Below are 24,688 nucleotides of genomic sequence, written 5' to 3' on the forward strand. Positions count from 1 at the left end.
CCGCTTTTTTAGCCGTTGTGTCGGTTAAATTAGAGCTTGATGACTTCGATACTGCCACGCTTTTGCATCGTGACATACAACGTATCTTCACTCGGGTTGAGTGCCACATTTGTCGGATGCTGACCCTTTAACTGATAAGTTTTAAGCACTTTGCCTGCTTTTGATAGCTTTACAACCGTACCACTGCCATAACGGGCAATATACAAGTGACCAGCAGAGTCAGTGCGCATGCCATCGAGTCCAAAATCGTCAAAACGTATAAATTGGCGTTTATTACTAATCTGGTAATCTGAATCTAAGTCATACGCCCACACGACCCGTTGCACACTTTCATTAACAAATAATGTTGTTTGATCGGCGCTAACCGCCACTCCATTGGTCGTACCCATATTTTTTTCTAACAGCAGTGAGGTGCTATCCGGGCTCACCCGCCATAATTGTCCAGATGAGTCGGCCCAATTAGGATCGCTGGCAAAAATGAATCCGCCATTAGTGACAGCGATGTCATTTGGTTGGTTAAAATTGGGGTTATGGGCTAAAACGGACACCTCTTTTGTTTGGGTATCTACTTTCAATACATTGTGGCCGGTGTAATCGGCCACCAGCAAGTCCCCATTAGCATCAAATTGCAAACCATTGCCGGTACTGCCTTTTGGCAAAGTGACATACAAAGAAGCCTCTCCCGAGGGGGTGACGATACCGATGGTGCCTTCTTTAGCAAAATTAACAGCAAAAAGCTGCCCCTGTTTTGACACAACCGGCCCTTCAACACCTTGGGTAAAGATATTATCCATAACAAAATCTTGGCTATCAGTTGCAGCTGCATCAAGGGTGCCACACGCTGATGCCATGAATAGTAATGATAAAAATGTTGCTCTCATAATGTTTTCACTGGTTATTATTTTAGTGATAGATAAACAGCTTTATCACTATGGGTCAACTAGCTATAGGTCGCATCTAACAGGCTGCAACCTATGTTGAGTTGACTTCATTTACTTAAAGTAACGTTTTTTTAAAGTCACACTTTGGATATGAGGAGCAAGTAAAGGTTGTGCCGCCACTTTCATCTGTTGATTGCTCAACTGTAGATAAACATTGTGGACAAAATGCAACAGCCTGACTAATAAATTGCTGTTCGCCTTCATCACAATTATGTTTTTCGTCTAGCTCTTCGCTTTGCGCTTGTATCACTGCGTGAATAGCTATCGGTGCTGTTTGCTCTGTTTGCTCTGTTTGCTCTGTTTGCTCTGTTTGCTCTGTTTGCTCTGTTTGCTCTGTTTGCTCTGTTTGCTCTGTTTGCTCTGTTTGCTCTGTTTGCTCTGTTTGCTCTGTTTGCTCTGTTTGCTCTGTTTGCTCTGTTTGCTCTGTTTGCTCTGTTTGCTCTGTTTGCTCTGTTTGCTCTGTTTGCTCTGTTTGCTCTGTTTGCTCTGTTTGCTCTGTTTGCTCTGTTTGCTCTGTTTGCTCTGTTTGCTCTGTTTGCTCTGTTTGCTCTGTTTGCTCTGTTTGCTCTGTTTGCTCTGTTTGCTCTGTTTGCTCTGTTTGCTCTGTTTGCTCTGTTTGCTCTGTTTGCTCTGTTTGCTCTGTTTGCTCTGTTTGCTCTGTTTGCTCTGTTTGCTCTGTTTGCTCTGTTTGCTCTGTTTGCTCTGTTTGCTCTGTTTGCTCTGTTTGCTCTGTTTGCTCTGTTTGCTCTGTTTGCTCTGTTTGCTCTGTTTGCTCTGTTTGCTCTGTTTGCTCTGTTTGCTCTGTTTGCTCTGTTTGCTCTGTTTGCTCTGTTTGCTCTGTTTGCTCTGTTTGCTCTGTTTGCTCTGTTTGCTCTGTTTGCTCTGTTTGCTCTGTTTGCTCTGTTTGCTCTGTTTGCTCTGTTTGCTCTGTTTGCTCTGTTTGCTCTGTTTGCTCTGTTTGCTCTGTTTGCTCTGTTTGCTCTGTTTGCTCAAGATTAGTTGTGTTGCCCCAATCCGGATCAAGAGATAAATTAGCAAATAAGTTTTTCTTTTCAACTACTTCCTCTGGATCCACAAGGGTTTTAGGATCGTTGCGAATTTCAGGTTTCAACCCTTTAGCGGCCTCTTGAGGCTTAAACTCCATTAAATGTGGATCAGTCGAGTCAACGCCATCGAGTTGTAATGATGGTTCAGAATCGCTCTGTTCATCTGTTTTATGATGACTTGACTGTGCCTGCATATCATCTGAGCTGAGATTTTGTGCCTCTTTACTTTGATAAGAAGGTTTATTTTGGCGCTCTTTGATTTCATCAACAACTGATTCAGGCTCTGGAACATATTCACGCACCACAGGCTCTTTAAATTGGTGCTCAGTATATTGATGGGTTCGTTTAGCCTCTTTAGCCAATTCCATCGCATCGATGTGTGCAATGGTATCGACATCAAGACCGTCTTCCTGAGCTTCTGGTTCAGACACTAAGGCGTGCTCGTTTGCTTCATCGATTTTTTCTTCGAATGATGGTTGCTGTGCTTTGTCATCCTCGATTGTTTTGTTCACCGTTATTTCATCTGTCTGGAAGGATGGCTCTTCAATTGGCTGCTGAGCAGTTGCCTTTTCTTCTTGGCTTTTATCGTCTGAATCGACTGTTTTATCCTTTGCAGCCGTTGAGTTGATATCATCGATAAATGCTGCTGGGCTGACAAACTCACCGATATCTTGATCTACCTCTTCATTATGGATTGAGGGTTTTTCTAGATCAGCTTGAGTGATATGCCCTAAAGGCGATTGATCATCGCTCGGTTTCGCTGTTGTATTCGTTGCTACATTCGTTGAGATGCGCGCCGAAGATTGTTCATTCTGAGGGTTATTATCAGACTCTGTGTCTTTCTCCTCAGCTGGGCTTGCAGAGGCAATAAAACCATATTGATCGACAGGTGTTTGATCTTGTTGATGATATTGTTCATTAAAGCGCTCAGTCAATACCTGTGTAAAATGTTCGACCTGTTCATCCATGTATTCAAGTTGCTTTATTCCTTTAATGGTGTCTATAAGTGCATGACGATGAATAATATTTTCTGGCATCGGTGATTTAAACGTCACGGAGTCATGAAACATCACTATCGGCTTTATCCCTTGTGAAATATCAAGCAATCGACCTAGAGCCATTGATAATTGATTCGCCAACTGTAATGGATTATCGAATGGGACCGTTTTGTCATCAAGCTGCTCTGACCATTGTGCAGCATTAGTTCCACCAAAAACTGCTCCTTTGACTTCTGGGGCGACAACAACAAAAATACCAAAAGCAGAGACAATCACACGTTCAATACTTTTGCTTTTATCTCCATCTATAGTGATGGCCAGCTGTTTAAATGACGAATAAAGTTCTGGATCGAGTCCTTTTGATAAACGCTTCTTTTTACTTTTATCACGTTTAACAGCTTGAGATTTTTCAGTTACTTTGTCCGTTACTTTAGCAGCCAAAACAGACGTTTTGTTTTTAATCGTGGCCATGCGCCCTTTTACCAACCAAATCCCTCCCACTACAATTAACAATAAGGCGATGATTGCGAATGTTGGAATAAGTAAATCTGCAAATAATGATTGCTCTTTTTTTACGGGTGCTGCGGGTAAGTCAGGCGCTGATTTTATCGCGGTTTTCGCTTGCTCTTCCACAGTCGATACAGCACTCACTGACGGATTCGTTTGCTGTTCTTGTTCATATAACGCCTTTAACTGTGCTTGTTTTTCGTGTGTATCTTGATCTTGTTCAGCCAAGCTTTCTTTAGGCGTTGAATCGTTTAACTGGCTAGTGGCCTCTCGAGCTTGAGTTGAGTCTTGCTCATTTTGTATAGGCTGTTCGGCGGGCTGACTGATTGACTTTGCGTGTGTTTGTTGTTCAATTGGCGCAAAGGTACTCACTGCAGATTTATCTTCTGTAACGTGCGCTTTTACCTCAGGTGTCGTGATAGCTGGTGTTGATTTTTTTTTGGGTAAATCTCGGCAATCACGATCATAGCTTCTTTTCGCATCTCGATATTGTCGACTATTTGGTACATGACTAAATTGCGACACCTGCTGATTTAATAACAGACAAAGCGCCTCTTGATTAGGTGCAGCAGACAACGCAGAACTAACAAATAGCGAGAAAAATAAAAGTGAGAGTGAACCAGAGCTAGACATAAAAATAAGTGTTTGTATTGATTTATATTTAGCTTACTTGTTTAGTGCCCATTTTTCCATTACAACTTATTGCAAAAATCAGGATGCTAGGCTTATTTGTCCTTATTTTTAGATTAAATTTTCGGATCAGAAACTGAGTTTTTCTATTTGTGTCAGTCCAATTCGCCCGTTTAAGTCTTCAAATACTGACACTATGGCTGGATATGGGGAGGAATGAGGGGCCACTTGGATTGCATTACATAAAAATGCGTAGTTAGTACCTTGATTATTTTCCGTCGATACAGCGACAGGCTCATATAATACAGCGTCAATGCCCGTTAAAGCACTGGTAAATACCAGCCGCGCTTGGGGGCTAATCTCATGGCTGAATTCTTTAGGCCCATTGTTGAAATGGTTTGACATTACTGATTCCCTGTAACTTTTTATTAAATAGTGTGTGCATTAAATTTGTATTAAAACACTATAGTCAATTTACTCAGTTTGTCAGTGTAGCTCGTTGCATTAAAAACATTATTACACTCTATTACAATCGGTTCAGTCTAACAGCTGCTTAATCCGACTAAAGGTGTCTTGCCATTGTTTGTAATTAATTTTTATTGCAGTGACATGGCCTTCGTGCATTAAAATCAATGAAGGAAAACCCGTTATTGGCCATTGATGTACCCTTTCTATTTCTGTCAGTAATTCATCTTGTATTTGAGGACTGTTTAATAACGTTGCAAACTCGTCTGAGGGAATGCCAATATCGTGTGCTAATGATATTAAGGTTTCATCATCTGAAGGGTTTTGCGCATTGAGGTAATAAGCCTGTTGAATGGCAAAATACATCTGGGCTTCTTTATCAAATTTACGTGCGATAAGCGCCGCCCGACAGGCCGGATAAGTTGACCTCCTAGGGTGACATTTGAGCCAAAAATCAAAATTAAAATCAACATTTAACTGCTTACTTATTGTGCGCCATGTTTGCTGTAAATGACTCTTCATTTGTTGGCTCATCGGTTGATGGCAATCGGGAGCGAGCCCACCTAATCGATATTTAACTGTGACAAAAGGCTTCAATGCCTGTTCTAACATTAACCACGTTTTTCGGTATCCCCAGCACCAACTGCACATTGGATCATAAATGTAATAGAGGGTTGTATTTTGCATGACGCTTCCTTCAAGTGAGCTTAAAGATTAGCGCAAACATCACGAATGCTCCAACAAACCGTGCGTCATGGTAATGTTAAGTATTTTTAAAGGGGTATCTAAATAAAAGCACAGCCTTGGTTGGAGGCTGTGCTGAGTTGGGAAAATCAATTGCAAAAATAGTGGATAATAAGCTTCCCCATTCTTCTATCCATTGCTGCGACGAAGTGTGTGTGGGTAAACTGTGAGATGGACAATACAGCCGACTGTACGTTCATTTTTCAATAAAATGATGAAAGGTCAATTTTAAGGATGAATGGCCAAACTGAGCTTTTAGCCGTTACATACCTCAGCTAATATTATTTACAACCGATATTCAAAGTTGATATAGGTTTTATCAATCGACATATAACTAAAATGGCTGTAACCCGCTTTTAATCCCCAATCATCACTGAAGTCATATTGGATCCCCACTCCTAGTTTTGCACCCGCTTCTAACTCTGTTGACCGAGCAACATTCACCCGCGTATAAGGTGTTGATTGTGTACTTCGGTTATAAATAGTGGCATCTATTTTATGAATTGCGATCCCCCCTAGCATGTAAGCGGATAATTTAGGCGTGAAATGGACTGGATAATAGGTGGCATCAAACTCAAAAATATCCATATTTATAGTATAATAATCTCGTTGCTTTGCTTGCGAGGGTTCGCAACCAAGCCAGCAGACATCGGTAAACACATCACCTAAAAAATCAATTTCGATATCAGCGACATAATTAAATCGCAGCGCTAAATCATCATAAAGATAATAGCCAATCGCTAGGTTGTAATTAACAATATCTGACTCATCTCCTTCAACTTGGTACTTTTCAAGTCGATCCGTTATTTTGCTTGGTAGCGCATCTTTTACATCTTGGTTTTCATACTCATAAAAACTACTCAGCGCCCCGCCATTAAAGAAAAACCGCCCTTCTTTTGGCAATGAGTGTGATACTTGCGTATCGGATGTTTCTGCGACTGAATGCAAACTAATGGTCGCGAAGAGTAAACCGATGAGATTGCTTGAATGTAGATTCATATCTTAACCTTGGTACGTTCCTAATTTGGCGCAATCATACCTGCTGGATATCGATAAATAACTAAGTAATTTGTTAGAAAATGTATCGATTTTTTATACTAGGATAGGGTGTTTAAAAGGTAAGCTAAAAATAACTAGGCTGTGAAACAACATCTAATAAATCTAACATTTTCTGAACGTCGTTTACGAGAGAGTCCTCTGCATCTTTATGAAAAGCGAGACAAATAGGTAAGTTTTCCATGACAGTTAATTCCATCACTTTTTGAATGGAGTCATAACTACGGTTAATTTTTTTAAGCTGCTCAAGCAATGCTATTTCCGAATAAATGACAAAATCTATCCGCTTTGCAAACAATTTTTTGATGCTTACTTGCCCATTAGCAGCTAAATCTAAGTTCACCCCTAATTCAAATCCTGCTTTAGTTAATACATCTTGAGCAAGATCGCCACGGGTCACGCTTACTTGATAACGCTTTGCATCTTCAAAGGATGTTACATTCAGATCTGTTCTATCTTTTAACTTATACATAAATGTGGGGACAGGTGAAATCAATGGGCATACCCATTTAAATGTGTGCTCTCTTACTTGTGTACGGTAGACAGAAAAAATAGCGACATTTTTATTATTCGCGGCTAAATCAATCGCGCGAGCCCATGGGTAGCTCTCTAAGGTATAGTCAATCCCTGCTTGATCTAAAATCCAACGAACCTTCGCCGTCGCAGTCCCCACCACTTTACCGTTGTCATTGGTATAATTATAAGGAGGCCACTCTTCGGTCACAACTCGTAAAGTACTTTTTGCAACGAGTGAATAACTCGTCAAACAAAGTACAAATGACATGCAATAACAAACTGTTTTTCGCATCTATCGTTACAACAACATAAATTCACTCAAAGTGATTATAGTTAATTGATAGACATTCACCCTAGTCTATTTGTGATTAACTAAACAATTATGTGAACTCTTTCACACATGGTCTATTAGGGGTGACTGATTTTATTGAGCAACCGACATACAATGCCTGTCTATCACACCCTCACGATATTTATCCATTAATGCCCACAGTACCGCGAGTGTTTTAGGATTCACTTCACCAGTCACTTGCCAAGGCAAAAAATGCAACTGAAAAGCTTTAACAGTATTAAATGTTTGCTGATCAAATTCACCTGTGACCTCGACGCCATAACCATATCGCTGCAACGCACATTGAACGACCTGATAATCAGGTAAGCCTTCATCTTTAAACTGCTGCCAAAATTTAAACACCGTATCATCGTCATACCAGGCACCGATACCGTGCTGATATAAGGTATACCAAGGGAAATTTGGGCCAGGATCTTGTTTGTTGCCCAATTGAATATCAGAGTGCCCGACAATTGCTGTGGGCTCAATATTTGGGTAACGAGTTAAGATATCTGTGGCCAACTCGATTAATAATGAAATCTGCTGCTGATCAAAACTTGGATACAAACAAAATGATTGCGCGTCGAGTTGTGAGGCGCTTAAAGCTTGCTCTTCCCAATTGAGCGGTTCATAAACACAACGAGCACGATTGACAAGTTCAATCCCAATTGATTGGTCATTAATGTTTTCTCTGCCCTGCCAATGACTCACACCCGCATGCCAAGCGCGCTGTTGCTCCTCGACCAATCGATAAACCGCTAAATCCCCTTCTACAAAGGAAGAGTCGTGTTTTTCGGGGATTAAATAATGGGCGCTCACTTGTCCTTTAGTTAATGCTTCGAGTGAATCATTCCAATTACCCGTCGTATAATGAATCACTAAAAATCTCACTCGGCTGTCAAAATTATCGGACTGATAGGTCTGCTTTACCCCATGACTGCAGCCTTGCAGCAAACCAAATAGACAAACCAGCAGTGCTCCTTTGTTCATTTCTGATCCTTTAATGAATTTTTCAAATGATAAGGCTAGCACTTACGAACTAAAGCCCCTAAAATCAGTGCTCTAATGACTTGAATCAGAGCAACGTTGTGACGCCCCATTATTACATTGGCATTATGTCAGGAACAAGTTTAGATGGCATTGATGTCGCTTTAGTCGATTTTCGCGACCAAACCATCAGCTTAATCGCTGCCAGTGAAACCCCGTTCGAGCCTGAATTACGCAGCCAATTACTACATTTATGTCAAAACCCTACTGTTGAGTTAAAACAATTAGGGACGCTATCAGTCAAGCTCAGCCTAGCTTATGCACAAGCGGTTAACCAGTTACTTGATCACACTCATCTGGAACCTTCTGATATTCAAGCCATTGGCTGTCATGGTCAAACTATTTTCCATCAACCAGAAGGTGCATGGCCTTTTTCAATGCAGTTAATCAACAGCAGTGTTTTAGCCAGTCAGTGCCGTATTACCACCGTGAGCGATTTTAGAAGTATGGATATCGCCCTTGGCGGTCAAGGCGCTCCATTAGTGCCCCCTTTTCATCAGCAGCTCTGCGCGCATTTAATCGCCAAACACCCATCATTGGTGTTACTTAACATTGGCGGCATCGCTAACGTTTCTATTTTAAAACCAGCACCTTTGCGAGGCTTTGATACAGGCCCAGGTAACGTGCTTATGGACAGTTATTTACAACAACAAAATGGATCTCTTTTTGATGATGGTGGCAGTGTTGCAGCCAGTGGTGCTGTTAACTCACGCCTTTTAGCACGTTTTTTGTCAGACGATTACTTTGCGATTACAGGCCCAAAAAGCACTGGAAGAGAGTATTTTAATCTGCAATGGCTCAACCAGATTTTGTCCCAATTTGATCCTTTGCCACTTGAAGATGTCTTGGCAACCCTCAGTCTGTTTGTTGCTAAATCCATTGCTGCAACACTACAAGCGTTACCCGCAGGGCAGTTATTGGTGTGTGGCGGCGGAGCGAAAAACACCCACTTACTGCAAAATTTAGCGCAACAGTTGCCTAAATGGCACGTCGATATCACCAATCAACACGGTATTGATGCAGACTCAATGGAAGCGATGGCCTTTGCCTGGTTAACAAAACAGTGCCTTGAACGAAATACTGCCAATGATCCACACGTGACGGGTGCAAAACAAGCTGAGATCCTCGGTCAAATTACCCAAGTTCACAACCATCACCCCACGCCAAAAACAGGAGCAACACAATGAAATTAAACTGTGACTTAGGTGAAAGTTTTGGGCAGTGGCAAATGGGGCTCGATGACGCTGTCATGCCTCACATTGATATGGCCAATATTGCCTGTGGATTCCATGCAGGTGATCCGCTAGTCATAAACAAGACTCTGGCATTGGCCAAACAACACAAGGTCACCATAGGTGCGCACCCTAGTTATCCTGATCTGGTTGGTTTTGGTCGGCGTAGTATGAAGTGCTCGCCAGATGAATTAATTGCCCTACTCCATTATCAAATTGGTGCAATTGACAGCATGGCAAAAAACCATGGGCTGCAATTAACATACGTCAAACCACATGGGGCACTTTATAATGACATGATGGCTGATCCCGCCATTTTTACCACTGTCTTAACTGCACTCTCGCAATATCATACACCGTTAAAATTGATGGTCTTAGCAGGAGCCTTAAGTGATGAAAGTCGAGCGCTTAGCCAGCAATATGGTGTTGAGCTGCTATTCGAAGCGTTTGCAGACAGACGATACCTAGACTCCGGAGCGCTAACACCGCGAAGCGTACAAGGCGCTGTTTTATCTGAGCAAGCCATGTTGGCACAAGTTGAGCAACTCCTTAAACACCATACCGTAATCACCCATAGCGGCAACACACTCGCCATTGTCGCCGATACCCTTTGCGTACATGGTGATAACTTAGCTGCCATCGCTGTGATTGAAAAAATTAACGCTCTGTGTCAACTTGCACGGTCATAATCGGATGCTGAATCAAGCAAAAATCGCCCTTGCAGGTGAAAACTCACTAATTGTCTATCTCGCGGAGCATCCAAGCCAGCAAAGCTGCAATGAAATAGCCGCACTTAGCGTGAGAATCAAACATCTTTTTGGCGAGCATTTAATCGATATCATCCCTTCTTATGTCTCGTTGTTAATCACTTACAACGCGCTTGAAATCGATCATTTTCACGCCCTGAGTTTGATAAAGTTGTCGCTAAACAACCCTCAATCAACAGAAAATTTACCTGTCAAACATATCCGATTACCTGTTTTTTACGATGCACCCTCGACCCCTGATTTAGGCCGTATCGCGGAGCATCAAGGGCTAAGCAAAGAGCAAGTCATTTCAATTCATCTTGCCGAGCAATATGATGTGTTTGCCATTGGCTTTGCGCCAGGGTTTGCATTTTTAGGCGAAGTCGATCAGCGCATTGCCATGCCAAGGCTGAGCACACCGCGCAAAAGCGTTCCAGCTGGCGCAGTCGCCATTGCCGATCGTCAAACAGCAGTCTATCCGAGTATTTCCCCCGGAGGTTGGAATTTAATTGGCCTTTGCCCTCAACTTTTATTTAACCCGCAATCTGAACCCTATCTACCATTTAAAGTCGGCGATAAAGTGCAATTTTATCGTATTGATGAAGCCGAGTTTTTAAATCTAGGGGGTAAAATATGAAACAAGCCTTATATGTCAACCACCCCGGTTTCTTAAGCCAACTCCAAGATTTAGGACGTTTTGGCCAAGCAAACCTTGGATTAACCACATCTGGACCTGCAGACAGATTTGCCTTTATCGTGGCCAACAAGCTGTTAAACAATCCTGATAACGCAGCTCAAATCGAGCTCAGTTATGGGGGAGCCAGTTTTACAGCCTTAACTGATTGTTGTATTTCAATCACCGGCGCGATGTGCGAAGTGTTAATTAATCAACGCCCGCAAGCACGTTGGCGCTCTTTGCAATTACAGCAAGGGGATATTCTCGAGATTGGCTATTGCCAACAAGGAGTACGCTGCTACCTTGCAATTGCTGGCGGATTTTTAGGCACACCATCCTTTGGCTCTATGGCAACCACAATTCGTGAAAAAATTGGCGGATTCGACGGTCATGCGTTAACGGCTAAACGCGTGCTTATTTGCCAAAGTGCCTCAACGTGCGTCAATCAGATGCTTGATATTAGTCAACTACCACATTATGACCAAGACACAGTCCTGCGTATAATTGCGGGTTACCAGCATGACTTATTTCCGAGCAGCGAAATAGCGCGGTTTTTTCATCATGATTTTCAGGTCGACCCACTCAGTGATCGAATGGGCTATCGCCTCAGCGGGCCTCGTATCGAAAGCAAGGTATCTCAGCTCTATTCAGAAGGGATCAGTTTTGGTGCAGTACAGATCCCACCAGATGGTCAACCTATCGTTCTTATGAATGATCGGCAAACCATTGGCGGGTACCCCAAAATAGGGACTGTATTGTCTCTTGATTGCCATAAACTGAGCCAGATGGTCGCAGGCAGCAAAGTTCGTTTTGAAGCCATCAGTATTGAGCAAGCCCAAAATGCACTGCATTTACATCAGTATCAATTAGCGCATTTAAAGTTTAACCCTTGTTAAAAAAGCTTATTTGACTATCGCTTTTTTCAGAGCATCCGTGCCATCAATGGGTCCCAATAACTTAAGGCCTAACAAATGCGCCACCAGCGGATAAATATCTAAATTACTGGCTGTCTCAAATTCAAATCCTTGTTTTAACATTGGACCTTGGGCCACAAATAGTCCGGCCATATCCTGTGTGTAAGCAAAGCCATGCGTTCCAAGGTAATCACTCTGTCCGTGATCTGAAAATGTGCTCGGCGCAGTGGTTTCAATAATAATATCGGCAATGCGTACACTCTTTACATACCCTCGTTGTGCTAACACATCCTCTGAGAGCACAGTAAAGCGTCCCATCGCTTTGTTTTGTAATTGTTTCTTCACCTCTGTCAAATCTGCCTGACTGTCAGGTTTTTGATACAGCTGAACGCGCGTACCGCTATTTTTAATCATAAAATCAGTTTCATTGATGCCAAGGCTTGCTATTGCAATGGACTTGTTGGGTTCAATAGCTGACATACCATGATCGGACACCAAAATCAGCGTCACAGGGTGATTGACCTCACTTGCGATCCGCTTTGCTAATTGTCCGACTAATTGATCGACCTTTTGCACAGCAAGAAATGTTTCCTTCGCATCAGGACCAAATTCATGGCCTTGGGTATCAACCAATGAAAAATAACCCGCAATAAATCCAGGTCGCTGCGCGGGTGGTAATTTGAGCCAAAAAATCATCTGATCAATACGAGCTTGATAATCACTGTGTTTAGAATAGTGGTAATAATAATCCGGTTTTACACCATTAAATAACGCATCGGATTCTGGCCAAAAATACGTCGCTGACTTCACTCCTTGTAACGTGGCTAAGTTCCAAAGCGGGATCCCTGATAACCATGAGCTATCTTTTCCACCATCCCCCATTTTATAACACTGCTGGCGTGTTTTATCACAAAAACTATTATCAACAATGCCATGATTAACAGGCAATAAACCAGTTATAATTGATAAATGATTTGGGAAGGTTTTTGTTGGATAGACAGGAGTTAATTGCTTCGCTCTGACTCCTTGCTTGGCGATATGAGCAATGTGGTTTGCCTGATGTTTTTCAATATAATCCCACCTAAAACCATCAATTGATAGCAACACGACACTCGGTGAAGTCGCGGCTTGCGGGTTCGCTTTAGCTGATTCATTGAAACAAAGTAAGCTGATCAGGCTAGTTACAATCAAAAATAAATTATGGTTTTTCATAGCATTAATTCAAAAATCAATAAAAAACCAGTCTAACAAACTTAAGTCAAAAAAAAATCCATCTTACGATGGATTTTTTTTATGGTGTTACTTTTTTGGGTTTATTGCGCCAAACCCGTTTTTTCGCGGGTTTGTTTGTATCACTCCCCGCGGTATTTTTATTTGGTTGTGAACGTCGTGGCTTTTTCGCGCCACTGTGCTCTGAACGACCACTTTGCCCGTTGTTAGGTTTCTTAGGCTTTTTCGGTTTTTTAATCTTCACATTCAAGTCAGTTTGAGGCACAGGTGAATTAGGCTCGAACCCTTTTACAACTTCACGGCTAATCAGCGTCTGAATTAAACGTTCGATATCTGATAACTCTGCGACATCTTCAACAGTCACAAACGAAATCGCATGACCTGATGCACCAGCACGCCCTGTACGACCAATTCGGTGGACATAATCTTCAGCTATGTTAGGTAAATCAAAATTAACTACTTGCGGTAATTGGTCAATATCTAAACCTCGCGCCACAATGTCAGTGGCAACTAAAACTCGTACTTCACCATTTTTAAATCCGGCAAGGGCTTTCATCCTCGCCCCTTGGCTTTTATTTCCGTGGATGGCCGCAGCGTTAATTTTTTCTTTTTCTAAATGCTTAACTAATCGGTTAGCACCATGCTTGGTTCGGGTAAAAACGAGTACTTGCTGCCAATCATGCTGTTTAATTAAATGGGTCAACAATGCCGATTTTCTTGATTTATCAACTGGGTGAACCGATTGTTCAACCGTGGCCGCCGTAGTATTCGCCGGCGCAACAGATACTTCTACAGGATCATGGATCAAACCTTTGGCAAGCGCTCGAATATCATCTGAAAAAGTCGCAGAAAACATTAAGTTTTGACGTTTTGCCGGCAGTACCTTAATGATTTTTTTAATATCATGGATAAAACCCATGTCTAACATGCGATCGGCTTCATCGAGTACCAGCACTTCTAAGTGATCAAACTTAATCGCACCTTGATTGAATAAATCGAGCAAGCGACCCGGTGTCGCAACCAAAATATCAGCACCACGACGCAAGCGCATCATTTGAGGATTGATTTTAACCCCACCGTACACAACAAACGAGCTTAAGGGTAAATTTTTACCATAAAGTTCGACACTTTCAGCGACTTGCGCTGCAAGTTCACGTGTTGGTGTCAACACTAAAGCTCGCACTTGGTTATGATTAGCAGGCTTGCCTTTTACTAAGCGTTCAAGAAGCGGTAAGGTAAAGCCAGCTGTTTTGCCCGTTCCCGTTTGGGCTGCAGCCATCATATCTCGCCCTTCAATAATGGCCGGAATGGCAGCTAATTGAATTGGAGTTGGCGTGTCGTAACCTTGCGCTTTGACGGCGTCAAGTATCGGTGCGGATAAACCCAGGCGGGCAAAACTCATAAGTGCTCTCTTTCATACATATCAGACCGCCAAATGCGGCGCGCCAGAGTACAGGAATTACCCCATGAACGCAATCAACGCCTGAAAAGAAGCCATGCAAAGGTAAGCCAACCATGTTTTTGACTCTGGATGTCAAAAACAGCTTGCCTTCAAGGTGACAAAACGTACAATCCCGCCTCAGATCGATAGCTGGAGCACGCCATGAACCGCAAAAAGAAAATTAATGATATTTTAAAGAAGAAACTTAAAAAAGCTAAATCAAAATTACACACCAGTAACAAGCCTGCTTACGTGTCTAAAGCCGAGCGAGAAAGGCTGGCACAAAGCTCAGAGCAACTTGACGACACTCAAGGTTAGTTGAGCTGCTGTTGAAGTTGCAAATAAAGTGCCTGACGAAGAGGCGGTAACACCTCGATATTATCTAATTGCTTAAACCATTCTTTACCTTGCGAGTGTTGCCCAAGAGCAAGACTTTCTTTTGCAAGATAAAGAATGGCTAAGTTCGCACCGATTTGATCATCCGCCAAACGTGCTGCTTCGAGCGAATCAGCAAAGGCCTGATACGCTTGCTGATGATCTTGATGATTACTATAGCTGCGCGCTAAATTAAATAAACTTTCACCTAGCTTAAATTGACTGTTCAGCAAGTGCGCGAAATGCACCGCTTGGGCACGGTAGTTAATCGCCTGTTTGGTTTCTCCTACTCGCTCAGCAAAATGCCCTAAATTTAAAAATAACTCATACTTAAACTCAGGTAACTGCCTGCGCTGGAATTTTTGTGCTAATCCTTTGAGCATTCGATACGGAATACGTGGGTCGATGTCACTATAAAGCTGCAAGTTCAATAGCTTTACAAGCGAAATGGGATCTGAAAAATTTTTATTAACTTCGTTGAGCAGTTGTTCTGCTTCGACTCTAAAACGCTTTGATTCTTCTTCTTTTTTAAGTACTTGCAACATTTTAGTATGATAAATGTAGGCGTGTATTTTAAAGTAAGGTGGCAGTGACTCTTGAGCAACAAACTGGCTAGTCAACTCATATAAAGTCTCAAACTGTGCCAACGAAAACAATGTATCCATATGAATAACTTGGTATTCATAATACTGAAATGATTGCGGTGCGACTTGAGTTAAAAGAGTCTGAATTTCCACAAGGCATAGAGCTGGCTCTAAATTGCATTGCGTTCTCACATCAAACTCTTGTGCAATGGATGGTATCGAGCACAGCAACATTGCGCTCACAATGCATACGTGTCGATTTATCATCACAAGTTATTTAACCTCATTTAATTGAGACCCATTTGCCAATATTTTTGATAAAGCTTCGGGTAGGTTTTTTTCAATTCTTTTGCTTTATCTTTAAATCGTTTGCCTTTAGGCTCCGATAGCCCAGATGGCACAAACGGTAACTCATCTTCTGTGCGCTCTTCGTACAGCAGACCCGCTATCAAATCATATTCGTCTAAAAATGGATAAGGCAATTGAGCTTTCATCGGTACGACATCAAAATCAGCCAAATCATCAGGCTGTGCGACTGTCGAAGTGAAGACTTTTTCACCTCGAGAAATGAGCCAACAACGAAATTCAGAAAAGCTATATTCAGAGTTACAGCCAGCGATCACAAATGCAGCTCCCCAAAGAGGCCAAATATACGTTTCACGCATTTTTTGATTGAAGTGCTTATCAAATGCCGCTAATTGTTCATCCGTTAAATCGGTTAAACGTTTCTTTAACTCTTCGGCGATTTGCTCAGGCTCAGCAAAGGGATCGGTTGCAGTCACTAACTGCCAAAATTCATGTTCGGTCATAATCTAACACTGTTATCGGTTTATTAGCATTATACTGTATCTTTTCTTGAAAAGCGTGCGGTTTGCTTATACGGGAACACGTCGGCAATCGCTCCTTGGTTGATGCTATGTTGGATGTTAATCCAAAATTCAGGTGTATATAAATCAGCATGATAGCGCTCAAATAATTGCTTTGCCGCCGGATGCCCAGTGAAGAATACCGGGAATTGTTCGGGGAAAATATCGTTGTCATCAATCAAAAACCACGGGGCTTCGGCTAAGCGTTGATATTGATTATTCGGCACGGGCAAGGTTCTAAAGTGGCATTCGGTCAGCGGGCAAATTTCATCATAATCATAAAAGACCACTCTGCCCCAACGTGTGACACCAAAGTTTTTCATCAACATATCTCCAGGGAAGATATTGGCTGCCGCTAACTCTTTAATTGCAAGACCATACTCATACATCACTTGCGCTAGTTCGAGGTTTGACGCCCATTGAATATAGAGATTCAATGGGGTCATTTTGCGCTCAACATAGACGTGTTTCAGGATCAATGCATTACCCGAAATCACCACACTCTGCCCAGCATCGTGTTGTAATTGTGCTAACAATGATGGTGAAAATCGAGATAAATCAAACGCTAAATATCTAAATTCATGAGTATCAACCAGCCGCCCGACGCGATCGGCATTTTTAACAAAGTCATATTTTTCCATGACCTGTTGTCGAGTGATTTGCTTTGGGGCCACAAACTTATCTCTAATCACTTTATACACATAATCAGAATGTTCGGTGGTGAACACTGTCATCACCATGCCTTTGATCCCTGCTGCATTGCAATAATATTCATCGGCGGGCATTTTTCGCGTCGAATCGACTTTAAAGCGATAAAACTCAGTTTTGGCATGTTTGATAAAGCCGATTGCATTAAACAGTTCAAACCGTTCTTTATTTGGTAATAACCGCGATAAATACTCGACATACGCCTGTGGTTTATCGGTATCGACCATAAAGTAGGTTCGTGCAAAGCCAAACAACATACTCAATTGCGCATCCCCTAACATGATGCTGTCGATAAAGATTTCCCCCTCTTCATTATTTAAAAGCGCTATCGCAAAGGGGATTGGCGCACCGTCCAAATATTGTAAAGTACCAATGATGTACGCGGCTTTATTCCTAAAAAAAAGTGAATTGCCATATTGCATACACCAATGCGGTGTCACTTCTGAGAAATAAGCATGCTGGAAATGTTCAATCACCGCGTCGTTGAGTAAATGGATGTCTCGAACCGAGTCTTCATAGGGTAAACGAAAATGAAATTGCTGGAGTAATAACGTCAATGTTTGTGTTAGGTTTGACGATGCAGGGAGTGTGCTTTCTATCGCATCTCGGCTGCGATTCAATGGCCGATATTGGCGTTTTAAGATAAATAAATGAACGTCACGGATTTTATTATGGCCACGAATTGAGCCAAATACTGAGTTAAAAAAAGTTTGGCTAATCGCATCATTATCATGCTCACTGACCAACTGAGCATAATACCGCTTGGCTTGGTGCCACATTTTACTATCATCAAGGCAATCAAATGCAATGGTACTGACCGCTATTTTAGCCACAGCCACTTTTGCTTCGTACACTTTTAGCCTATCGCGCATTGCTTGTTGCACACCTTGCCACTGCGCTTGTTCAAAACGCGCTTGAGCGCCTAAGGTAATATTGAGAAATTCAGCAAACATGGCTTCAAAACTCGCCAGAATAGAACGAGCCACCTTGGCTGATACACCTTGTTCGAGCGATGTGATCTGTAATTGAGTCATAACATCCTCAGCTATCACCACAAACTATAGTGGTTATAGTTATAAACTTATTTACACACCTTAGCAGGCCCGCTTAAATAGAATTAATTTATAAATGAAATAGGTAGCATTGATTTAATGAATATTCGTAACGTCGATTTGAATTTATTAGTCTATCTAAACGTACTACTCGAAGAGCGCAACGTTTCAAAAGCTGCCAATAAATTAGCCCTCACACAACCGGCCATGAGCAATGCCTTGAAGCGTTTACGGGATTTATTTGACGATCCGTTACTCGTCAGAACCGCTGATGGCATGACGCCCACAGAAAAAGCCACCCAATTAAAACCCGAAATAACTCGATTATTAGTGCTGGCCGAAACCATCACTCAGCCCGATGGTGAGTTTAACCCAACCACAAGTAAGCATACTTTTCGGATAGTCAGCAACGATTACCTCGAAACCACCTTAATTTGGCCATTTATTCATTCGATTATGACGCGCTGCCCACATTTACATTTTGATATTTTAACCCCAGGAGACATCAATCTCGCCGATATGGAACAAGGCAACATTGATTTAGCCATTAACCGTTTTTCTGTCTTACCTAAGTCATTTCATCAAGCCAGTGTTTGGCGCGACAACTTTTGTTGCTTGAGCCATCCAGAGCACCCAATAGTTAACAATAACACACTGCAATGTTACTTAGCGTCAGAACATATTTGGCTTAACCGACCCGGTTGGCAATCAGAAACAACCACAGCGAATAAATCCGGCCACCAGCATTTAGGTTGGGTAGATGAAGCGCTTTGGCAATTGGATCACACTCGCAAAATCAGAATTTACTCTCGTCATTTGACCGCAGCGCAAAGTTTGACTCAATGCAGTGAGCTCCTTGCTACTGTGCCCCGTCGCCTTGCAATGCATTTATGCCAACAGCATGCATTAACTATGTCTGCGGTGCCTTTTCAAATAGTGCCCATCGAGATAAAAATGATATGGAGCCCTTTGCTTCACCACAGTAAACCTCATCAATGGTTAAGAAGACAGTTGCTTGAATTTTCTAAAAAAATAAATGATCGCTAAGGAGTATTGATATTATCAATAGCAGTTATTGAAAAGTTAAATTTCAAAAATAGTCATTTCACACATAGTGTTAAGTCAGAGCCAAACGGGTAAGCCGTTAACTACTTTTAATGCGAATGGGGAAACAACTATGACAACACATAACCAAGATCAACAAGGATTTATGCATATTTCAGCGTTTTACTTTAAACGCCCATTAGTAGAGTTACTTGAAGACTTACTTGCCCGCGCTCACATTGATAAAACTGACTTTTATTGTGTACTTGAAGAAATCAACGTGCGTTTTTCACCTAAACAGCGCCTGTTAGCAAAACAAATGCAACAACATCAACAAATACACACTGTTGACTATCACTCATGGGCACAATCTCAACAAACGCTCACAATCAAGGAGTTTGCGGCAACATGTGCGCATACTCTTGACCAGCACCGCTGCCCATTACCCCTGATTGTTCTGCAATTGGCTGTCGCACAATTAGCGGCGATAACAACGGATCTGAGTCTAGATTTAACCCTCGAAATGCCACAAGAGCAACAGGATTTTTGTCATCAACTGTCTGTGACTTTGCAACAAGAGTTTTCACACTTAGTCGATTCTAGCTATACGGTTGTGGAATTAAAAACGCCGCCATCACCTCAATTACTACGAGCTTAATGGCTTACGCGCGATTCACATTCAATCGCGCGCTTTAATATTTTTTCTCAGTGCCTGCATCACATGTTGAGTAAACGCATGACACCCGACTATTTCAGCATCGCGGGCGTTCAAAGACACATTTTCTGTCACCACATTGCTGTGCAAAGTGTCCGAGATCGCTTGAATAATATTTTTCGCGGCTAGCTCCCAACCCAAATGGGACAGCATCATCGCACCAGATAAAAAACTCGAAATAGGATTCATTGAATCTTGGCCGACTAATAAATCACACGTGCCATGTGTTGGTTCAAATAAAGCGAGTTGTTCGCCAAAATGGGCCGCTGGCGACATGGATACTTGGCCGATTTGGGCGCATAACGAGTCGACAAGTAAATCACCATGATGATTTGCAACCGCGATAACATCGTATTGCTCCGGCGCGAGTAAACTATTTTGCAACATCACATCCATCAGCTCAGTATTGATCACGATTTGATGCTCGCTCTCAGGACAGGTAATAACCATTTGCATGGCGTGTTCGTCCATAGTGGCATTAAATTCATCCCTTGCCAGCTCCAAGGCCCACTTCACAAAGGCGCCTTCGGTGAATTTCATCACATCGCCTTTATGGACCAAAGTAACACTGCGTCGTTTATGTGTTAATGCATACTGAATGGCTGCTTTAGCCACCCGTTGACTGGCTTGTTTTGAAATATGCTTAATGCCTACGCCACAATGCTCGGTAAAACGAAAACGGTTAACACCTAATTCTTGCTGCAAATAATCCAGCAAATGTTGCGCTTGAATCGAGTCAGCCTTAAATTCAATGCCTGAATACACGTCTTCACTGTTATCACGAAACACCACCATGTCTATTTTCTCGGGTGCTTTAACTGGGCTATCTAGTGGAGGTAAATAACAAATAGGCCGACATTGCACAAATAAGTCCATCTCATGACGTAATGCGACATTTAAAGAGCGAAACCCCGCTCCCATTGCCGTGGTAAGTGGTCCTTTCATCACCACTAAATATTCAGAAATAGCGGCGAGCGTTTCTTGTGGAAACCAATCACCATCGTACAGTTGCGCTGCTTTCTCACCATTAAAGATTTCCATCCAGTGGATTTTTTTCTGACCTGCATAACTCAAGTCAACAGCCAAATCGACTAATTGGCACATTAAAGGCGTGACTTGCTCCCCGACTCCATCTCCCTGAATAAAGGTGACAATTGGCTGATTAGGTACTATCAGTTGTCCATTAGCATCAACTGATATTTTCTCTGCGCACTGAGGGGGTACTTGGATATATTGATACATCACTTTGCCCTTTTTATTGTTATGTTGTAAGCAGTGGCAACTGCACGTATTTCTTATTCATGACTTCCATACTACCCACAACACGGCGAAAACTCGACCATAATTGTGCCTCTAACAATGAGGCAACTTTACGACTTCGTCTGTCAGCTACATCATTTTATTCGTTATTTTGGCCGCAAGTTCAGTCCTAATTAATTGGCAGCTCGTCCCAATCGACACTGAGTGTATCAGTGACTCTCGTCACTTTAAGCAGCTTCCCCCCCTGATTGTGAGCGTTTATTTAAGTAAAACTCGATATCGACTGCGTCTATTTGGGCAGGAGAAAGATAACGCTTTGCATAGTCTTGATAAATGCCTGACGACAAGAACAATTTAAAGATGTCCATATCGACATGTTGGTCTTGGGCCATTTTATATAAAATATCGATAGCGACACTTAACGGTTTAGCCTTTTTGTAAGGGCGGTCAGCTGCCGTCAAGGCTTCAAAAATATCGGCTAACACTAACACTCTTTCAGGGATAGATAACTGCTCTGCTGTGAGCTTACGTGGATAGCCAGTGCCAATTAATGTCTCATGATGAGTGGATGCATAACGTGGCACGTTTGCCAGCTCTTGCGGGAATGGCATTTTATCTAACATTCTAATGGTACTGATGATATGTTCGTTGACCTTAAAACGATCTTCCGCAGTCAGTGTGCCTCGAGCAATCACTAAGTTATGTAACTCTCCAAGGTTTGCTCTAAATTCAGGAATAGTCATATTGATGCCAAGTTTTTTGTCATATTCAATGGAGTGATCATGGGCAATAATATGCTCAGGTTTATTGGCTAATAATTGCTCAGTGACTGGCAATGGCTGCTCAGCTTTATTGGTGCGCAGCTCTTCAACAGGCGATAAACCGAGTGTGTCATCAAAAAAGCGTTGCCAAGTTTTCGTTGATAATTGATGTAAGCGTTCAATATGTTTTTCTGACATAAATTCACCGCCAATATTGGCATTAGCAATAAACGCAAAGTCATCGCGTAACTGTTGTTGGTGTAAGTCCTTTTGTGCTAGCCAGTCGTCTTGCTGTTCTGGTTGCGCCTGCACTTTTTGCCAATAGTCGATCTCTTCATCACGCCACAACACTTCAAAGCGCATGCGAATTTCGTGGATCCGATTATAAATTGCTTCTAATTTAGTTCCTTTATCAACAATATGTTCAGGTGTGGTGATTTTCCCGCAGTCATGCAACCACGCCGCAATTTTAAATTCTCGTATCTCATCATCGTTATTAAATTTAAATTGTTTGAACGGCGTTGCATCTGAATTCGAAGCAACTTCAGCGAGCATCATGCCAAGCTCAGGGACACGTTCACAATGACCAGCAGTGTATGGTGACTTATCATCAATTGCTTGACCTATTAATTCAATAAACGAGTCCATTAAGTCCGTTTGATTTTGCTGATAGGTTTTAATCGATGCTGTCATGCCTGCCATTGAATCTGTAAGCTCTTGTATCTCAATAATATTGGAGTCGTGAAATTCAATGTGATCATATTGCCGCTCTTTTATTCGCTCAGCGTGTTCTGCTAAACGCTTGATGGGCTCGACTATCGGCTTGGCGAACAGCCAACATAACGGAAGTAAAATCAATAACAACCCTGCAGTGACCATAATGGCGATTCTGAGTTTTTTTAATGCATTTTGTAATAATTTACTTTTAGGAATTAACAACGCTAAATATTCATCATGACCATTTAGCTGACTTATAAACAGATACATGTTTTGTTTATTAATTTCTTTTTGCAGTAAATGGTTAAAATTTTGCGGATTACTTGTCAGACTTAGCACTTCTTTGTAAGGAACCACCCCAACATGTTTAAGCTCATTCAATTGCTGTTCGTTAAATAGCCACTTTTGTTTCAGTGCCTCTTTTTGCTCATCACTGATGTTATCAATTGCCAGGTTGATTATTTCGAGCAAACCTGTCTCAGCCTTAGGCAGTAAAAAATGTAAATCGGCTAATAATGGCGGCTTATTTTGTGCCAAATCAAAGTGATATTGCACCTTATCAATGAAAAACTGCTTAGCGGTATATTGCAAAACAAAACGATTATCAATGCCTGCATAATATCGCCCTTGTTGAATACTTTTTAGCACCTCAAGTGTGCTTGGCACTTCAACAACCTTTATTTGTGGATGAAAGGCTTTGATTTCCTCAATGATTGACCAATCAGCTGAAATCGCGAGGGTTTTCCCATACAGTTGACTTAAACGCGTGATATCCGCTTCACCTGGCTGAGTGATGATCGCAAAAGGCGTCTGCAAAAAAGATTGACTCAATATGCCCAAAGCGCGGTTAGGTTGATTATCATAAGATGCGTTCAGTAGCTGCAGTTTTTCTTCTTTAAATAAGTTGACGAGCTCAGCCCAACTAAATCCGTTGATATAACTAAGCTCAAGTCCGGTCATGTCGCTGATCAGATTAAGAACATCAACACTATAACCTGCAGGTCGCCCCGAAATTGCAAAGTCTAACGGGGCCCAATCTGACTCATTTGATACCGATATTTTCCCCATGCTGTTAATCAGCGCTTGCTGTTTGGCAGTCAGTGGTAATGGTTTTGATGCTGGAATGGTAATTGTCGATAAACGTTGCTCAGTATTAGAAGCAATTAACTGACCTTCTTTTTCGAATAAAAACATCTCAACGTTAAACTCTTGTTGTCCTTTATTATCAAGATTAAGTAAATATTCAGAGACCGAAGACAACGCTATATCAATGGCGATAACGCTATTTTCACCCGCAAGTTTAAGCGAGTAAGTTTGGCCTGGTGCCTGTAAGTGCTGAAATAAATATGGAGAGCTTTTATATATTGTGTCTTCCTCTGCGCGCGAGAACCACATTCGTTCAACTGGATCATAGTCTGTCGGCTGGCTAATGGTATGACGTAAGGCATGATCCTTGGTGTAAAAGTGCGTTATTTTTTTCTTTTCCCCATCGACCATTTTTATTTCAATCACCGCCCAGCGGTCATTTGCTTTGGCTTTTATTTGCGAGCGCACTAAAGGACTGGCGTCTAAATTGATCACTTCATAAAACTCACCATTGTCTAACCCAATGTAAATAGCGTAAAAGTGTTGACTTAACTCCAATATTTTAAAAATATCCTTTCTATTGTGCTCTTCGATTAACTGACTTTTGATATCTGGATTTTGTGACAATATCTCTAGAGTATTTTCGACTTGTTGGTTGAGTTTAGTGAGATCAGATGCGGTGTTCTCTGTGGCCATTTTGAAAATCCGCGATGTATATTCCTCTGCCATTTTAGCATTAAAATAATATTGCAATGAGATAGCAACAGTTGCAGTCAGTAATACTGAGAAAATAAAAATACTAACAACCGTCGACTTAATCGAGAATAACAGACGATTCTTAACCACTTTAAAGACTTCCATGTTTCCACTCTTAAATTTTTCGCAACATTGCTGCGTTAATGTTTATAAATCAATGGTTTTATTACTATTTGATACTAGTCACTATTTAATAAAAGCTCAAAAAATTATATCTGACCTAACGAAGTAATTCGTATCGAGT

At 41.8% G+C, this 24,688-nt stretch carries 21 protein-coding genes; 7 read left to right on the top strand and 14 right to left on the bottom strand.

Annotated elements, in window-relative coordinates; all coding sequences use genetic code 11:
- Window positions 1-29 precede the first annotated feature (29 nt).
- The 7 genes from PULV_RS12245 to PULV_RS12275 all read right to left on the bottom strand — a co-directional run bounded on the left by PULV_RS12245 (window position 30) and on the right by PULV_RS12275 (window position 8,224).
- Window positions 30-881 carry an SMP-30/gluconolactonase/LRE family protein gene (locus PULV_RS12245; RefSeq protein WP_193331854.1) on the bottom strand — a complete coding sequence of 284 codons (852 nt, stop codon included), beginning with the start codon at window positions 879-881 and terminating at the stop codon, window positions 30-32.
- A gap of 115 nt (window positions 882-996) precedes the next feature.
- On the bottom strand, window positions 997-4,125 hold the full coding sequence (locus PULV_RS12250; protein WP_193331855.1) for a nuclease-related domain-containing protein: 3,129 nt from the start codon (window positions 4,123-4,125) through the stop codon (window positions 997-999).
- Window positions 4,126-4,251: 126 nt separating this feature from the next.
- Window positions 4,252-4,527 (bottom strand): hypothetical protein, encoded by a 276-nt coding sequence (locus tag PULV_RS12255; protein ID WP_086745241.1) that lies wholly within the window; start codon window positions 4,525-4,527, stop codon window positions 4,252-4,254.
- A gap of 132 nt (window positions 4,528-4,659) precedes the next feature.
- Window positions 4,660-5,274: a DsbA family protein gene (locus PULV_RS12260; protein ID WP_086745242.1), complete on the bottom strand. Its 615-nt coding sequence runs from the start codon at window positions 5,272-5,274 to the stop codon at window positions 4,660-4,662.
- A gap of 342 nt (window positions 5,275-5,616) precedes the next feature.
- On the bottom strand, window positions 5,617-6,330 hold the full coding sequence (locus PULV_RS12265) for an outer membrane protein (RefSeq protein WP_086745243.1): 714 nt from the start codon (window positions 6,328-6,330) through the stop codon (window positions 5,617-5,619).
- Between the two features lie 124 nt (window positions 6,331-6,454).
- Window positions 6,455-7,171: a substrate-binding periplasmic protein gene (locus PULV_RS12270; protein ID WP_193331856.1), complete on the bottom strand. Its 717-nt coding sequence runs from the start codon at window positions 7,169-7,171 to the stop codon at window positions 6,455-6,457.
- Between the two features lie 156 nt (window positions 7,172-7,327).
- Window positions 7,328-8,224: an N-acetylmuramoyl-L-alanine amidase gene (locus PULV_RS12275; protein WP_086745245.1), complete on the bottom strand. Its 897-nt coding sequence runs from the start codon at window positions 8,222-8,224 to the stop codon at window positions 7,328-7,330.
- Window positions 8,225-8,322: 98 nt separating this feature from the next.
- Here PULV_RS12275 and PULV_RS12280 point away from each other — a divergent pair, with 98 nt between their 5' ends.
- Genes PULV_RS12280 through PULV_RS12295 form a run of 4 tightly spaced genes read left to right on the top strand, consistent with a single transcriptional unit; the run spans window position 8,323 to window position 11,831 of the window.
- Window positions 8,323-9,468, top strand: a complete 1,146-nt coding sequence (locus tag PULV_RS12280) for an anhydro-N-acetylmuramic acid kinase (RefSeq protein ID WP_227009400.1) — start codon at window positions 8,323-8,325, stop codon at window positions 9,466-9,468.
- Window positions 9,465-10,202 (top strand): 5-oxoprolinase subunit PxpA, encoded by a 738-nt coding sequence (locus PULV_RS12285; protein WP_193331857.1) that lies wholly within the window; start codon window positions 9,465-9,467, stop codon window positions 10,200-10,202. The genes PULV_RS12280 and PULV_RS12285 overlap by 4 nt, the downstream gene beginning before the upstream one ends.
- Window positions 10,203-10,206: 4 nt before the next feature.
- On the top strand, window positions 10,207-10,896 hold the full coding sequence (gene pxpB / locus PULV_RS12290) for a 5-oxoprolinase subunit PxpB (protein WP_193331858.1): 690 nt from the start codon (window positions 10,207-10,209) through the stop codon (window positions 10,894-10,896).
- Entirely contained in the window at window positions 10,893-11,831 is a 939-nt protein-coding gene (locus tag PULV_RS12295; protein ID WP_193331859.1) for a 5-oxoprolinase subunit C family protein, read from the top strand. The genes pxpB and PULV_RS12295 overlap by 4 nt, the downstream gene beginning before the upstream one ends.
- Before the next feature lie 6 nt (window positions 11,832-11,837).
- Here PULV_RS12295 and PULV_RS12300 read toward each other — a convergent pair whose 3' ends face one another.
- Both PULV_RS12300 and PULV_RS12305 read right to left on the bottom strand, forming a co-directional pair.
- Entirely contained in the window at window positions 11,838-13,061 is a 1,224-nt protein-coding gene (locus PULV_RS12300; RefSeq protein WP_193331860.1) for an alkaline phosphatase family protein, read from the bottom strand.
- Between the two features lie 79 nt (window positions 13,062-13,140).
- On the bottom strand, window positions 13,141-14,481 hold the full coding sequence (locus PULV_RS12305) for a DEAD/DEAH box helicase (protein ID WP_193331861.1): 1,341 nt from the start codon (window positions 14,479-14,481) through the stop codon (window positions 13,141-13,143).
- 201 nt (window positions 14,482-14,682) lie between these two features.
- On the opposite strand from PULV_RS12305, the gene PULV_RS12310 reads away from it, so the two are divergent.
- Complete coding sequence (locus tag PULV_RS12310; protein ID WP_086745252.1) at window positions 14,683-14,838, top strand: DUF2986 domain-containing protein; 156 nt, start codon at window positions 14,683-14,685, stop codon at window positions 14,836-14,838.
- On the opposite strand, the gene PULV_RS12315 is transcribed toward PULV_RS12310, so the two are convergent.
- The 3 genes from PULV_RS12315 to aceK all read right to left on the bottom strand — a co-directional run bounded on the left by PULV_RS12315 (window position 14,835) and on the right by aceK (window position 18,087).
- Complete coding sequence (locus tag PULV_RS12315; RefSeq protein WP_176365216.1) at window positions 14,835-15,671, bottom strand: hypothetical protein; 837 nt, start codon at window positions 15,669-15,671, stop codon at window positions 14,835-14,837. The two genes, PULV_RS12310 and PULV_RS12315, sit on opposite strands and share 4 nt — an antisense overlap.
- Before the next feature lie 95 nt (window positions 15,672-15,766).
- On the bottom strand, window positions 15,767-16,288 hold the full coding sequence (locus PULV_RS12320) for a DUF4240 domain-containing protein (protein WP_086745254.1): 522 nt from the start codon (window positions 16,286-16,288) through the stop codon (window positions 15,767-15,769).
- A gap of 29 nt (window positions 16,289-16,317) precedes the next feature.
- Window positions 16,318-18,087 carry a bifunctional isocitrate dehydrogenase kinase/phosphatase gene (gene aceK, locus PULV_RS12325; RefSeq protein ID WP_193331862.1) on the bottom strand — a complete coding sequence of 590 codons (1,770 nt, stop codon included), beginning with the start codon at window positions 18,085-18,087 and terminating at the stop codon, window positions 16,318-16,320.
- A gap of 117 nt (window positions 18,088-18,204) precedes the next feature.
- Between aceK and PULV_RS12330 the strand changes: the two genes are divergently transcribed.
- Window positions 18,205-19,152 (top strand): LysR family transcriptional regulator, encoded by a 948-nt coding sequence (locus tag PULV_RS12330; RefSeq protein WP_086745256.1) that lies wholly within the window; start codon window positions 18,205-18,207, stop codon window positions 19,150-19,152.
- Between the two features lie 130 nt (window positions 19,153-19,282).
- A complete protein-coding gene (locus PULV_RS12335) occupies window positions 19,283-19,807 on the top strand; it encodes a hypothetical protein (protein ID WP_086745257.1) in 525 nt (174 codons plus the stop codon).
- Between the two features lie 21 nt (window positions 19,808-19,828).
- On the opposite strand, the gene PULV_RS12340 is transcribed toward PULV_RS12335, so the two are convergent.
- Window positions 19,829-21,106: an isocitrate/isopropylmalate family dehydrogenase gene (locus PULV_RS12340; RefSeq protein ID WP_086745258.1), complete on the bottom strand. Its 1,278-nt coding sequence runs from the start codon at window positions 21,104-21,106 to the stop codon at window positions 19,829-19,831.
- 245 nt (window positions 21,107-21,351) lie between these two features.
- On the bottom strand, window positions 21,352-24,549 hold the full coding sequence (locus tag PULV_RS12345; RefSeq protein WP_086745259.1) for an HD domain-containing phosphohydrolase: 3,198 nt from the start codon (window positions 24,547-24,549) through the stop codon (window positions 21,352-21,354).
- Window positions 24,550-24,688 lie beyond the last annotated feature (139 nt).

This window comes from Pseudoalteromonas ulvae UL12 (genome assembly GCF_014925405.1).
Taxonomy (GTDB): domain Bacteria; phylum Pseudomonadota; class Gammaproteobacteria; order Enterobacterales; family Alteromonadaceae; genus Pseudoalteromonas; species Pseudoalteromonas ulvae.